Origin of the sequence: Endozoicomonas sp. NE40 (assembly GCF_040549045.1) — a bacterium.
Lineage (GTDB): Bacteria > Pseudomonadota > Gammaproteobacteria > Pseudomonadales > Endozoicomonadaceae > Endozoicomonas_A > Endozoicomonas_A lisbonensis.
In genome coordinates this window covers 93438-106547 of sequence record NZ_JBEWTB010000002.1, presented here as the reverse complement: position 1 = coordinate 106547, position 13110 = coordinate 93438, and the positions used below count along the sequence as shown (strand labels likewise).

Sequence of the window (13110 nt, the reverse complement as noted above, 5' to 3'; positions counted from 1 at the left end):
GTGCTGTGCCATGAATACTGATCCGGATCTGCCTGATGTGTCTTCGTTTAGCTCTTCATCCAGTAGGGTGACGTCTGTTTCCGGAGTCAAGCCTTTGAAGGGGTTTGTAGGCAGTGATGCTGATAAGAAAAAACACCGTCGGGCAACGGAAATGGATTTCCGGAAAAAATTGCAGGCTGCCATTCTTGTATTGCAGGAGCGTGAGGCTCGACATGAAATGGGTTTTGAAATGGTCGAGCTGGATGGTGAGCTTGCGGTGACGGTGCTGGATGCTACTGGTGAAAGTATTGGGCTGATGATGGCAGATGATGCGATTAGCCGGGCTGACTCTGGTGATGAAACGGCTTTTTTTATTGATCGTGAATGTTGATGGCACAGCATTTGCATAACCCATTAATTGTATTATTTGAAGGCGTTTGTCAGCCTTTGGATTCAGGCGCTGTCGTTTAACCTGCGCCGGGAATGAGGAAGTAAAGTATGTCAGGCATCTCCATGGGTGGAATGGGTACCGGGCTGGATATCTACGGTATGGCTACCCAAATGGCGACACTGCAGATCACGCCGAAAGCTACTCAGCTGACCCGTCGTGAAGGCGCGATTAATGAAGAAATTGCAGCATTGAATGAGCTGACCGGTTCTCTGAACAGTTTTTATAACTCGCTGAATCGTTATTCGGATGTGACCCGGTTTGGTTCCGTGTCGGTGTCCATGGCGGAAGACGATGAAAAGTATGCGGGTATCAGTGTTGATGAGACGGCGATTACCAATACTTATTCTTTGCAAGTGAATGAGCTGGCTCAGCAACATAAGGTTGAGCTGTTTGCTGTGGATGCAACGGGTGATAATGCCGGTGAAATTACCGAAGAGCTGGCAGGCGAGTATACCATTGTTGTTGCTGGTGAGCGTCTGACAATTGAAATTGCGGAAGGTGACAATATCGCAGACATTGCAGAAGAGATTAACAATCATTCTGATAATCCCGGTGTTACTGCGAGTCTGTTAAGCGATGGTGAGCAGTCTTATCTGACGCTGACATCAGACGAAACTGGTGTTGATAATGCGATTACCGTTCGTCAGGGTAATGACAAGCTGATGTTGGAAACTCTGCAGGATGCTCAGGATGCAGAGTTTTTTATTGACGGTAAAAGGATGACCAGTGCTACCAATCGTGTAGAAGATGCCATTCCCGGCGTAACCATTGACCTTAAAAGCACTAATGATGAAGCCTTCACCTTTGAGGTTCGTTCAGATACCTCAAAAATGACATCTTCTGCCCGCGCCATTGTAGACAGTTTTAATGATGTGCTGAGTACGCTGGATTCTCTGGGCAGTCGTTCTATGGACGACGACGGTAATGTGACTCGCGGCCCGCTGGCGGGTGACCCCATGATCAATGGTATCCGTAATGAGCTTCGCCATGTGCAGCAGATGACGTTTGATGGTCCTTATCCGAACCTTGCCAGCATTGGTGTCATGACTAACCGTAATGGTGATCTTGAAGTCGATACCAGTGTGTTGCAGGAAGCACTGGATGAAGACCCGAAAGCGGTGACTGAAATGTTTCTGGAAGTGGTGGAAGAGTGGCAGGATGTTTCAACCAAGTACATTGGTCGCCCTGAAGAAGATGAGTCAGAAGGTGATGAAGAAGATGAAGACTATGTACCACCACCGAGTAATGATGACAAATACATCCCGAAAGATGGTCTGATTGATGCCCGTGTTGAAACGCTGGAACGCAATCTGCGTGCTGTGGAGTCGGAGTGGGAAGTGGTTGAAACCCGTTATGAGTCCATTTACCAGCGCTACCTGAATGAATTTATCGCAATGGATCTGGCAGTCGCCCAGATGCAGCAATCCATGTTTACCTTTTAAGTTTCCAGTTAAGTTATGAATGCAAAACGCGGCCTGAACGCCTACCAGAGTAACCAGACCCGAACCCGTGCCGAAGTGGCCAGCCCTTACCGGCTGGTGGTGATTATGTACGAAAACCTGATCGACAATCTGTCCAAGGCGGCAGGTGCCATTGAGCGCAAGGATATGGCATTGCGCGGCGAAAGTATTGGCAAGTGTATGGATATTCTGGGTGCGCTGAGCGGCGCTCTTGATCATGAAATTGGTGGAGAGATGAGTCAGAACCTGGCTCAGATTTACCAGTACTGCAATACCCGCCTGCTGGAAGCAACCCGGACTAATTCGGCTGAACCGATTGATGAAGTGATGGACCTGATGACCAGGATCAAGGGTTCCTGGGATCAGATTGGGGGACAGCTGAATGGTGGCGAATAACCCTGCCGCTGTTCGGGATGACCTGGCTATTCTGCAGCAGGAGCTGATAGAAGCCAGTGAGCAGAAAGACTGGCCCCTTGTTCAGGAAATTGACGACGATATCCGTGAACTTCTGAAGGCTGTCAACCCTGAATGGAAGCAGGGTGAGCTGGCAGATGTCATCAGTGAAATGAAACAAACCTATGAACAGATATTTGTTCAGTGTCGTCAGCGTCGCCTTGAGCTGAAGGATAAGATGGAAGCCATGCGCAGTAAAAAAGGCGCTCTTGAAGGGTATAAAAACTCGCTGGCTGCCGGTAATCGTGAATTGAGGAAAAATGCATGACTACCAGTGTGATTTCCGGCATGGATTTGTTAAGTGCGACCGCACAGGGTTCGACTCGGATTTCTTCATCAAATTCTGAAAGGTCGTCCGGTGAACAGCTGTTTGACGATGTGCTTGAACAGTTTGTTGAGGAAACCGCTGGTTCTGAAGCCCAGGATCAGCGGTTGGATGCGTTACGCTCGACCATCGAAACCATGGACGACAGTGAAGTGACAGGCTTTCTGGCGATGCTGGAAAGCCAGTTTAACTGGCAGGTCGAGCAGCATCCTCTGGCGGAGGTTGTGGATCTGCAGACGTGGCGGCAGCAGGTTGAGGCAACGGTGCAGGATGTTGTAGAGGGCGCAGGTCAGCCTCTTTTGTCTGAAGCAGCCGGTAAGGCGCTGGAGAAAGCCCTTGAACAGTATATGCCAGCCGATGAGTCTGAAAGGCAGGCAGACACTTTGTTGAGTAAAGAGTTGCTGGACAGAGAGTTGTTGAATAAAGAACGACTTGAGTCTGCTACTGACGCTTCGGCAAAGGCTGTCGCATTTTCCCCGGCTGAAGTGGATGCCCTAAAAGCAGAGCAAACCTTATCTTATCAACCTGCGCTGGATATGAAGTTGCAGGTGATGACGGAAACCCTGTCTGAGAACCTGGCGATGCAGTCTGGTCAGTCATCCATTGAGCTGATGGGGGCAGTGCCTGCCACTGCAACGCTGGTTCAAAGGACAGAGGCGACTCCTGTTCAGATCGGCAGTAATCCCGGAGTGGCTCAAACCGCTACGCAGGCTAACCCGGACATCAGTCTGCGTCAGGAAAACTGGTCGGATGCCATGGGGCAGCGACTGGTGGCGATGATCAGTGAAGGGCGGCAGGAGGCTCAGATTCGTTTAGATCCGCCTGAGCTTGGAACCATTGGTGTACGACTGGTGATTGAAGAGTCAGGCGTCAGTGTTCAAATGGCTTCTGCCGTGCCTCAGGTCAGGGAGCTGCTGGATGTTCAGTCTGATCGCCTGAGGGTTGCCCTGGAATCTCAGGGGTACGATCAGGTTGATGTGAATGTCGGCTCTGATAGTGAACGACAGTTTGCACAGCATCGTGAGTCTCAGTCTGGAAGTCATACAGGTTCTGAGAGTGGTCTTGCTCAGCAGCCTGAAACCAGCGAAACGACTTCTGTAGACATTTTGCCAACTGGCTTTATTAACACATTTGCTTAATCAGGAAGAAGGGATGTCTAAAGAAAAGACAGGTTTTGTCAGAACTGTGTCTTTTGCAGTATTGGCGCTGGTGGGTATTGCAGTTATCTGGTTCTGGGTTTTGTCCGGAAGGGCCGGGGCGGGAATGATTGCGCCGAAACCGGTGTATTACGAGATGGAGCCGGTCGTGGTCAATGTTTCGAGAACTGGCGCCAGCAATCGTTACTTTAAAGTGAAACCTGTACTGGTCGTTAGCCATGATTCTTCTTTCAAAGAGATTAAACATTATTCGCCCGTTATTCGTAGTCGTTTAATTGCGCTGTACTCCCGTGAATCGGTTGAGGGGCTTCTGGCTGAAGATGGTTTTGATAGTCTGCGGGAAAAGAGTCTGGCTGAAGTGCATGGTGTTATTGGAAGCAATGATGGTGTCCATTCGGTTTCGGAAGTCCTGTTTAACGAGTATGTGATTCAATAGTGATGTCTGCTGTAGCTCTTACCTATTCTTCGCAAGGCAAGGCATGCTTTGCCAACCGTCATGCTGGCAGTGCCGCAGATAAGCGGGATGCCCTGGTGATGGAGCATGCTGAAATGGTGCGGCGGGTTGCGCTGCATCTGGCAGACCGGCTGGATGGCGCTGTTGATCCGGATGATTTAATACAGACGGGACTTGTCGGTTTGCTGGAAGCGGCTGAGCGGTACAGTCCCATGGATAATATTCCGTTCGAAGCTTATGTTCTGCCACGGGTTCGTGGTGCGATGCTTGATAGTCTGCGTAAAAACGACTGGTGTTCACGTAATGTGCGCAGGATGGGACGGGAGCTACAGGTGGCACGCTCTGGACTGCAGCAGAAACTGGGGCGAAATCCTACGGATTATGAGCTGGCCGATGCGACCGGTTTAACGGTTGAAGAGTGTCGTAAAACGGAAATGCAGGTGGACGAAGCCAATGTTGCCAGTCTTGAGGTGATTCTTGAGTCTGGTGAAAGCCTTCTACCTGTTGAGCCGGACAAGGTGTCCAGCCCTGTTGTACGACAGCGGTTGATGGTAGCCCTGTCTGAAGCTCTGAAGCAACTGCCTGAGCGTGAGCAGATTATTATGCAGCTGTATTATGATGAAGAGCTGAATCAGAAGGAAATTGCCAGTGTGCTTGAGCTGACTGAGGCACGTATTTCCCAATTGCGCAGTAAGGCGGTGAAGTCGCTGCGCAAGAAACTGTTAGAGTGGTTGTAACAAGATATGTTTTTGAAATTTGGTGGCGTTATTCTGCTTGCAGTCAGCATTATTGGCGGATTTGTCATGGCTGGGGGCGCGCCGATGGTGCTGTGGCAGCCGCCCGAATTTGTGATTATTTTTGGCGGTGCCTTTGCCGCCTTTTTGATCTCCAATTCCTGGACAGGTGTTAAGGATGCCTTCAGGGCGGTGGTTAAGGTGTTTCGTGGTAAACATCTGAATCAGGCTTATTATCAGCGACTGTTGACGTTATTGTATCAGCTGTTTGAACTGCGTCGTCGATCCGGTGTGTCTGTGCTGGAAGATCATATCGAGCGTCCGGGGGAGAGTTCCATTTTTACTGAATCCGGAATGCTGGAAAATCCAAGGCTGGTCAGCTTTATCTGCGACAACCTTCGTCTGGTGGCTCTGGGTAAAGTTCAGCCTCATGAGCTGGAAAGTCTGCTGGACAGTGAGCTGGAAACCATGGAAGACGATATGCTGCGACCGGCCCACAGTATTCAGTCGATTGCAGATGCCTTGCCGGGGTTTTGGTATTGTAGCGGCTGTGTTAGGCATTATTGTGACCATGGGAGCCATGGGTGGGCCGGTTGAAATTATTGGCATGTCGATTGCCAAGGCGCTGGTGGGTACCTTTCTGGGTATTCTCTTATGCTACGGTTTTGCTGCTCCCCTGGCGCAGGCTATTCAGCATAATGTCAAAGAAGAAGTGCTGCTGTTTGACTGTGTAAAAACGGCTATTGTCGCTCAGGTCTGTGGTCGTCCATCGGCTATTGCTGTGGATGCAGGTCGTCGTTTGTTGTATGCAGAAGTAAGGCCGTCGTTTGAGCAGATGGAGGGCTGGTTACTGGAAAACCGGCAGACACCATGAGTGCTGAACAGATTATTGTTGTTCGTCGCAGGGGTAGGCGTTCCAGAGGCAGGCATGGGAACAACGCCTGGAAAATAGCCTTTGCTGATTTTACATTGTCAATGATGGCGGTGTTTCTTGTTCTGTGGGTCGTAAGCACTGCAACACCTTCGGAAAAAGCGGTGATTGGGCGGTACTTTTCTGACCCGGACAGTGTGTTTGAAGAGGGAGGTCATGCCAGCCTGATTGATATGGGCTTTCCATACCCGCCTATTGCCTCTGTGATTCACGGGCAGCCTCAGCAGGGTTTGAGTAACTCTTCCATGCCAGCCAGTTCGCCACTCTGGGGATTGATGGAAGACCTTGAAGAGGCAGGTTTGACCGGTGCGCAGGGAGACTATCAGGGAAATCTGAATCTTGAGTTTATTCCTCAGGGTATCAAGATTTATATTTCAGAGTCTGAAGAAAAGGCGATGTTTGATCAGGGCAGTAAGCACCTGATGCCTTTCTTCGAAGATATGTTACTCGGGCTGGCGCCTTACCTTGCTGAGACCGGACGGGCGTTGTCTATTACCGGACACTCCGATGGTGTTGGTTTCACGGATCAGCGTGATATGGATAACTGGTATTTGTCGTCTTATAGAGCCAATGAAGCAAGACAGACATTAATCCATGGTGGTTTTCCTGAAGAGCGAATTGTTCAGGTAGCAGCGATGGCAGATCGTGCGCTGGTCGATAAGGAAAACCCCTATAACCCGATCAATCGTCGTGTAGAGATTGTTGTGATGACAGCAGACAGTGAGTTTCGTCTGACCGGAGTCGACTTTGATGCCATGAGTCTGGTGGCTGATTCTGGTGATGAGGAAGAAGCTGTTGAGACGGAGAGGGTACGGCGTGAGTTTGATACCGGTCGTATCATTGATGTTCGGCGGTTGGCGGAGGATAACCGGATGCCTGGGCGCGGGTGATATGTTTGTTGTTTTTATGTATGATTTTTCCCCTTCACTGTAAAATGAGCGTGCCTTTAATACGTATTGTAAGTTTGGTGTAAGCGGCTAGAATGCTTGCGATTTGTTCCTTGTCTTTTAGATTTTTTTATCCCATCTACGCACAAAAAATTTTTGTAGTGGAATGAAAAGCCAAAGTAGATGGCAAGGTTGAACATTGTTGCTTGTAGCCTGTGCAGAGGGGGGCTGTTGTCTCTGATTTGTGCAGGTTTATCCAAATCCGGACTTTCCCGCCGCAGTTTCGAGAAATGCATGATTCGACGGGCGGTAGCGTGTTTAGCCGTTTGTAGATTGCCCCGCACGGAGCGAAAATATGAGCTATGAAAAAGAATTAATTGAAAAATTCAAAAAACGTGATGCGCTGGTGGGTATCATTGGTTTAGGATACGTGGGGCTGCCTCTGATGCTCCGGTATGTCGAGGAAGGCTATAAGGTACTGGGTATTGATATTGACCAGGAAAAAGTTGATCAATTGAATGATGGTATGAGCTACATTGAGCATATCTCATCAGAATCCATTCTCAGTGCCGTTCATAATAAACAGTTTCGTGCAACAAGCGATTTTTCAGAAGCACAAAAACCTGATGCCCTGATTTTGTGTGTCCCAACTCCGCTGAATAAGTACCGTGAACCGGATTTAAGCTTTGTTTTGAATACAACAGACGCTTTGACGCCTTATATGCGGAAGGGGCAGATATTGTCGTTAGAAAGCACCACTTACCCGGGCACGACAGTAGAGGAACTTCTGCCAAGACTTGAAGGCGCAGATTTTACTGTAGGCGAAGATGCATTTCTTGTTTATTCACCGGAGCGTGAAGATCCTGCCAACCCTGATTTTGAAACCAGAACGATTCCAAAGGTCTGCGGTGGTCACACACCGACTTGCCTAAAGGCTGGCATAGCACTTTATGATTCAGTTATTGATACTGTTGTACCTGTTTCATCAACCGCAGCGGCGGAGATGACCAAGCTGCTGGAGAATATTCATCGTGCTGTGAATATTGGTCTGGTGAATGAAATGAAGATTGTTGCAGATCGCATGGGCATTGATATTCACGAAGTGATCAATGCTGCATCAACCAAACCCTTTGGATTTACCCCTTATTATCCCGGGCCGGGGTTAGGTGGTCACTGTATCCCCATTGACCCTTTTTACCTGACCTGGAAAGCTCGTGAATATGGCCTGCATACCCGTTTTATCGAACTTGCAGGTGAAATTAATGCCTATATGCCAAGATTTGTGGTTGATAAAGTCAGTGATGCCCTTAACCAGCGCGGGAAGGCATTGAAAGGCAGCAGGGTTCTGGTTCTGGGGATCGCTTATAAAAAGAACGTAGACGATATGCGAGAGTCTCCGTCTGTTGAGCTAATGGAGCGTTTGCAGAAAAAAGGGGTGTTAGTGGATTATTCAGATCCTCATGTTCCAACGTTCCCGAAAATGCGTGAACACTATTTTGATCTTTCCAGTATTGAACTCACTCCTGAACGTATCGCTGACTATGACTGTGTGTTACTGGCGACTGACCATAATGCGTTTAATTATCCGATGATTATTGAGCATGCGCAGTTACTGGTGGATACCCGTGGTCAATACTCCGAACCTGCTGACAACCTTGTGAAAGCATAAAGCGTCTGAAGGCGTATAAGAGGAACGTTATGTTTGAAGTGATTTCAGAGCGTAAAATCCGCATTGCTTTAGTGGGTTGTGGCCGAATTTCTCAAAAGCATATTGAAGCTTTTCAACGTCATGACAATGATATTGAGCTGGTAGCTGTCTGTGATATAGACACAGATGTTCTGGCAAAAGTCAGTGACCAATACCAGGTGCCGGGTTATCAAAAGCTGGAAGACCTTCTGAGTAATGAGAAACCTGACGCTGTTGCACTGTGTACCCCCAGTGGTTTACATCCTGAACAGGCGATGATGGCTGCCCGGGCAGGCGTGGATGTGATCAGTGAAAAACCGATGGCAACCCGCTGGGCTGATGGCGTAAAAATGGTTAAAGCTTGTGATGAAGCGGGCGTGCGGCTGTTCATAGTTAAGCAAAATCGCCGTAATACCACACTGCAGCTGTTAAAACGCGCAATTACAGAGAACCGTTTTGGAAAAATTCACATGGTTCATCTGAATGTTTTCTGGACACGGCCTCAGGAATACTATGATCGTGCCAAATGGTGCGGCACATGGGAGCTGGATGGCGGAGCCTTTATGAATCAGGCCAGCCATTACGTCGACCTGATGGACTGGCTGATTGGACCCGTTGCGGATGTTCAGTGCATGACCTCAACCCATCGTAATATTGAAGTTGAAGACACTGGCGTTATGAATGTGCGCTGGCGTAATGGGGCCTTGGGCTCTATGGCGGTCACCATGTGTACCTACCCTAAAAATCTGGAAGGTTCCATTACCATTCTTGGCGAAAATGGTACCGTCAGAGTAGGGGGCGTTGCTGTCAATGAGATCCAGGAATGGAATTTTGCTGAGCCCAAATCTTATGATGCAGAAATCGAAACCGCTAACTATGAGACCACATCCGTCTATGGTTTTGGTCACCCACTTTATTATAAAAATGTAATTGATACACTTCGGGGTCAAGCTGAGCCTGAAACCGATGGTAGGGAAGGCCTGAAGTCCCTGGAATTGCTGATTGCCGCATACCTTTCGGCAAGGGATGGCAGAACCGTCTCATTGCCTCTGGAGTATTAACATGGCAGGGAAAGAGTACTCGGTACATGAGACTGCGATTGTTGATATTGGAGCTGAAATAGGGGAAGCAACCCGTATTTGGCACTGGGTACATGTTTGTAGTCAGGCTGTCATTGGCGAGCGGTGCTCACTGGGTCAAAATGTTTTTGTAGGCAACAGGGTTCGTATTGGTAACAACGTCAAAATTCAGAATAATGTCTCTGTTTACGATAACGTTATTCTGGAAGATGATGTGTTCTGTGGTCCCAGTATGGTGTTTACCAATGTGTATAATCCTCGTTCAGCGGTCAGCAGAAAGGATGAATACCGAAACACCCTAGTCCAGAAAGGAGCAACCCTTGGGGCGAATTCGACAATCGTTTGTGGCGTTACAATTGGCTCAAACGCTTTTGTAGCCGCTGGCGCTGTGATCACGAAAGATGTGCCGGATTACGCCCTGATGGCAGGTGTACCAGCCAGACAGATTGGTTGGATGAGTGAACATGGTGAACGTCTGGACTTGCCTCTGGAGGGCAAGGGGCTGGCTTGTTGTCCTGCTACCGGTCAACATTATGTGTTGCAGGACAAGGCTGTTCGCAAGGCCTGATTATTCAGGCCAGAATTCATTATCCATGACTTGCTTAAAAAACCACGGGCAATCTTCAGGAAACGTGTTTTCTGGCAAGCCCGTCTCTTTAAAAGCTGTTATACGTGCCGCATCATAAGCCTCTGACATAATCTCGGTGATTTCGGGTTTTAAGCCCGGATTTGCCTTTAAAAGCCGGTTGATGCGGTAACGTTGTTCCATAACAGAGCCTTTCCAGCTGTTGCTCCTCTGTTCAGGCTGGTATACCCATTTCAACAAGTGCATAAGCAGAACATCAAGCCGGTGGCCTAGCTGGCGGCGTTCACTTCTGCCCATGCTTTCGATTTCCTCAAGGATATTATCCAAGTCGAGTTCTCCCAGTCGTCCTTGTCGAATTAAACCGGCCTGCTGCTGTGTCCAGCTATAGAAATCCGTTTTGTAGAGTGCTTCGGCCATGGTGTTCTGCCTCCGTAGCATTATCTGTACAGCAAGATATAGAACGAATAGAAACAATATGCAATTTATTGACCTCAAATCCCAATACCGACGCATTGAAGACGACGTAAACCGTCGTATAAAAGCCGTGCTGGAACACGGAAAGTATATTCTGGGTCCGGAAGTGAACGAACTGGAAGAACGACTGGCGGATTACGTAGGGGTAAAACACTGTATTTCCTGTGGCAACGGCACAGACGCTTTGCAGATTGCATTGATGGCGTGTGGCATTGAACCAGGAGATGAGGTGATCACCCCGGCCTTTTCCTACATTGCAACCGCTGAAACCGCTGCATTGCTGGGCGCAAAGCTGGTGTATGTGGATGTTGATCCCAGAACCTATAATCTTGACCCTACACTTCTGGAACAAGCCATAACAGATCGGACCAAAGCGATTATTCCTGTTTTCATTGTATGGACAATGTGCTGACTATGATGCTATCAACGAGATTGCCCAAAGGCACAATATCCCTGTGATTGAGGATGGTGCCCAGAGCTTTGGTGCAACTTATAAAGGCAAGCGCTCCTGCAGCTTAACCACCATTGGATGTACCAGCTTTTTCCCATCCAAGCCTTTAGGTTGTTACGGCGATGGGGGGGCAATGTTTACCAATGATGACGAGTTGGCAGTTGTACTTCGTCAAATTGCACGACATGGTCAGGATCGCCGGTATCACCATATTCGGGTAGGGGTGAACAGTCGTCTGGATACGATTCAGGCTGCAGTTCTGTTGGCTAAGCTGGAAGTGTTTGATGATGAGGTAAAGAAAAGGGCTGAGATTGGCGAGAGTTACAGTCGCCTTTTATCGACTGTGCCTGAAGTGGTTACGCCTTTTATTGAATCGCATAATAGCAGTGTGTTTGCTCAGTATACTATTCAGGTGGATGATAGGGATGGTTTGCAGAGTAGGCTTAAAGAGGTGGGCGTGCCTACGGCGGTGCATTATCCGTTGCCTTTGCATTTGCAGCCTGCTGTTTCTTCCTCAGAAAGATTTAATGTTAGTGAATACCTTTCAGGAAGAGTAATAAGCTTACCTTTTTCACCAGTACTAACAATTAATACTCAAAAAAGCATTACAAGAAAAATAAATGAGTTACAAAGCTATATTTTATCTTAAAAAATAGTATAAAAAGCAGTTATGAAATGAGAATAGTGAATTCAAATAATGACTTTATGAAAAATGTACTCACTCTTATGGGTGGTACTGTTGCAGCTCAAGCTATTCCGGTTCTAATAAGCCCATTATTAACCAGACTCTACTCTCCAGAGCAGTTTGGAATGTGGGCATTATACATGTCTATAACGTTGGTTTTTGGAGTTGTAGCAAACGGGCGTTATGAACTTGCTATTATGCTGCCTGAAAGTAAAATAAAAGCAAATGATTTATTCTGGTTGTCTTGTTTTATTTCTATTATTCTTGCCTTGATGGTTTGTGTACTTCTAATAGTATTCAAAGATATAATAACAGGCTTTATTTCTAAGCCAATATTGTTTTATTGGCTTTATTATTTACCTGTAAGCATTTTGTTAATAGGTTTTTGGCAAGCACTGAGCAATTACCATAACAGGAAAAAAAATTATAAAATAATGGCGAAAGGGCGATTTGTTCAAGCTATTACAAATGCTGTAGTCGCATTAAGTTTCGGAATATATGATATAGAGTATGGCTTGATTGCATCAGTTATTTTGAGTCAACTAGCTATAGTTGTTGTACTTTTGTATAGAGCGAAGCTCAGTAGGCCATCTTCAATAATTGGTATGAAAGATGTAGCTGTTCGATATAAGAGTTTTCCAAAATATGATGTCTGGTCAGCTTTATTAAATACCCTTTCTGTTCAACTTCCTGTTTTGTTATTGTCACTGTATTTTAATTCGATATTGGTTGGACAATACGCTCTAGCTCATAGAGTTTTGAATTTACCAATCTCAGTAATGGGAGCTGCAGTAGCGCAAGTTTTTTTTCAGAAAGCAGCAAGATTAAAAAATGATAAATTGCTATTTTCTAACCTGATCATAAACACATACTTGAAATTGCTGATAACAGGTGCTGCCTGTATGTCAATAATAACATTTTATGGAGAATCGATTTTTAGTATGGCTTTTGGAGGAGATTGGCAAAAATCAGGTGAATTCGCTAGATATCTATCAGTATGGCTATTATTTGTTTTTTCTGCTTCACCAATTTCTAATCTTTATACAATATTAGAGAAGCAAAAGTATGGCCTTGCTGTTAATGTTATTTTTTTCATTGCTAGAGCATTATCAATCGTTATACCCAGTGTGAGTGGTTGGCCTATTGATCATGTTGTTTTAAGTTTTGCTTTAACTGGAATGCTATTATGGGTTGCTCAGAGTTATATTATATTGATTTTATCTGGAGTGAGTAAATTAAAAATTATTAGTACAATGGGTATAATTCTGCCCATATATATGACTCAGTTTATAATATACAGGCTGTTTTTTAATTAAT

Annotated in this window: 17 protein-coding genes; 16 read left to right on the top strand and 1 reads right to left on the bottom strand. The window is 46.8% G+C overall.

The window, feature by feature from the left end; genetic code table 11:
• The first annotated feature begins 10 nt into the window (after window positions 1-10).
• The 13 genes from V5J35_RS01505 (at window position 11) to V5J35_RS01445 (ending at window position 10165) form a co-directional block, all read left to right on the top strand.
• Window positions 11-370 carry a hypothetical protein gene (locus V5J35_RS01505; protein ID WP_354009573.1) on the top strand — a complete coding sequence of 120 codons (360 nt, stop codon included), beginning with the start codon at window positions 11-13 and terminating at the stop codon, window positions 368-370.
• 107 nt (window positions 371-477) lie between these two features.
• Complete coding sequence (gene fliD, locus V5J35_RS01500; RefSeq protein WP_354009572.1) at window positions 478-1872, top strand: flagellar filament capping protein FliD; 1395 nt, start codon at window positions 478-480, stop codon at window positions 1870-1872.
• A gap of 15 nt (window positions 1873-1887) precedes the next feature.
• Window positions 1888-2286, top strand: coding sequence for a flagellar export chaperone FliS (gene fliS, locus V5J35_RS01495; RefSeq protein WP_354009571.1), 399 nt, complete (start codon window positions 1888-1890; stop codon window positions 2284-2286).
• Complete coding sequence (locus V5J35_RS01490) at window positions 2273-2611, top strand: hypothetical protein (protein ID WP_354009570.1); 339 nt, start codon at window positions 2273-2275, stop codon at window positions 2609-2611. Before fliS ends, V5J35_RS01490 begins: the two co-directional genes overlap by 14 nt.
• Complete coding sequence (locus tag V5J35_RS01485) at window positions 2608-3807, top strand: flagellar hook-length control protein FliK (RefSeq protein WP_354009569.1); 1200 nt, start codon at window positions 2608-2610, stop codon at window positions 3805-3807. The genes V5J35_RS01490 and V5J35_RS01485 overlap by 4 nt, the downstream gene beginning before the upstream one ends.
• A 13-nt stretch (window positions 3808-3820) precedes the next feature.
• Window positions 3821-4261 carry a flagellar basal body-associated FliL family protein gene (locus V5J35_RS01480; RefSeq protein WP_354009568.1) on the top strand — a complete coding sequence of 147 codons (441 nt, stop codon included), beginning with the start codon at window positions 3821-3823 and terminating at the stop codon, window positions 4259-4261.
• A 2-nt stretch (window positions 4262-4263) separates the two neighbouring features.
• A complete protein-coding gene (locus tag V5J35_RS01475) occupies window positions 4264-5016 on the top strand; it encodes a sigma-70 family RNA polymerase sigma factor (RefSeq protein WP_354009567.1) in 753 nt (250 codons plus the stop codon).
• Window positions 5017-5022: 6 nt separating this feature from the next.
• A complete protein-coding gene (locus V5J35_RS01470) occupies window positions 5023-5610 on the top strand; it encodes a motility-associated protein (protein ID WP_354016244.1) in 588 nt (195 codons plus the stop codon).
• Window positions 5585-5887, top strand: coding sequence for a MotA/TolQ/ExbB proton channel family protein (locus V5J35_RS01465; RefSeq protein ID WP_354016529.1), 303 nt, complete (start codon window positions 5585-5587; stop codon window positions 5885-5887). The genes V5J35_RS01470 and V5J35_RS01465 overlap by 26 nt, the downstream gene beginning before the upstream one ends.
• The gene (locus tag V5J35_RS01460; protein ID WP_354009565.1) at window positions 5884-6834 is read left to right on the top strand and encodes a flagellar motor protein MotB; all 951 of its coding nucleotides are present in this window, start codon (window positions 5884-5886) and stop codon (window positions 6832-6834) included. The genes V5J35_RS01465 and V5J35_RS01460 overlap by 4 nt, the downstream gene beginning before the upstream one ends.
• Window positions 6835-7186: 352 nt before the next feature.
• The gene (locus V5J35_RS01455; RefSeq protein WP_354009564.1) at window positions 7187-8500 is read left to right on the top strand and encodes a nucleotide sugar dehydrogenase; all 1314 of its coding nucleotides are present in this window, start codon (window positions 7187-7189) and stop codon (window positions 8498-8500) included.
• A gap of 29 nt (window positions 8501-8529) precedes the next feature.
• Entirely contained in the window at window positions 8530-9579 is a 1050-nt protein-coding gene (locus tag V5J35_RS01450; protein ID WP_354009563.1) for a Gfo/Idh/MocA family protein, read from the top strand.
• A gap of 1 nt (window position 9580) precedes the next feature.
• Window positions 9581-10165: an acyltransferase gene (locus V5J35_RS01445; protein WP_354009562.1), complete on the top strand. Its 585-nt coding sequence runs from the start codon at window positions 9581-9583 to the stop codon at window positions 10163-10165.
• Here V5J35_RS01445 and V5J35_RS01440 read toward each other — a convergent pair whose 3' ends face one another.
• Window positions 10166-10600, bottom strand: a complete 435-nt coding sequence (locus tag V5J35_RS01440; protein WP_354009561.1) for a DUF29 domain-containing protein — start codon at window positions 10598-10600, stop codon at window positions 10166-10168.
• Between the two features lie 58 nt (window positions 10601-10658).
• Here V5J35_RS01440 and V5J35_RS01435 point away from each other — a divergent pair, with 58 nt between their 5' ends.
• The 3 genes from V5J35_RS01435 to V5J35_RS01425 are packed head-to-tail and all read left to right on the top strand — an operon-like array spanning window position 10659 to window position 13109.
• A complete protein-coding gene (locus V5J35_RS01435; protein ID WP_354016243.1) occupies window positions 10659-11069 on the top strand; it encodes a DegT/DnrJ/EryC1/StrS family aminotransferase in 411 nt (136 codons plus the stop codon).
• A 43-nt stretch (window positions 11070-11112) separates the two neighbouring features.
• Window positions 11113-11757, top strand: coding sequence for a DegT/DnrJ/EryC1/StrS family aminotransferase (locus V5J35_RS01430; protein ID WP_354016242.1), 645 nt, complete (start codon window positions 11113-11115; stop codon window positions 11755-11757).
• Between the two features lie 26 nt (window positions 11758-11783).
• On the top strand, window positions 11784-13109 hold the full coding sequence (locus V5J35_RS01425) for an oligosaccharide flippase family protein (RefSeq protein WP_354009559.1): 1326 nt from the start codon (window positions 11784-11786) through the stop codon (window positions 13107-13109).
• Window position 13110: the final 1 nt, after the last annotated feature.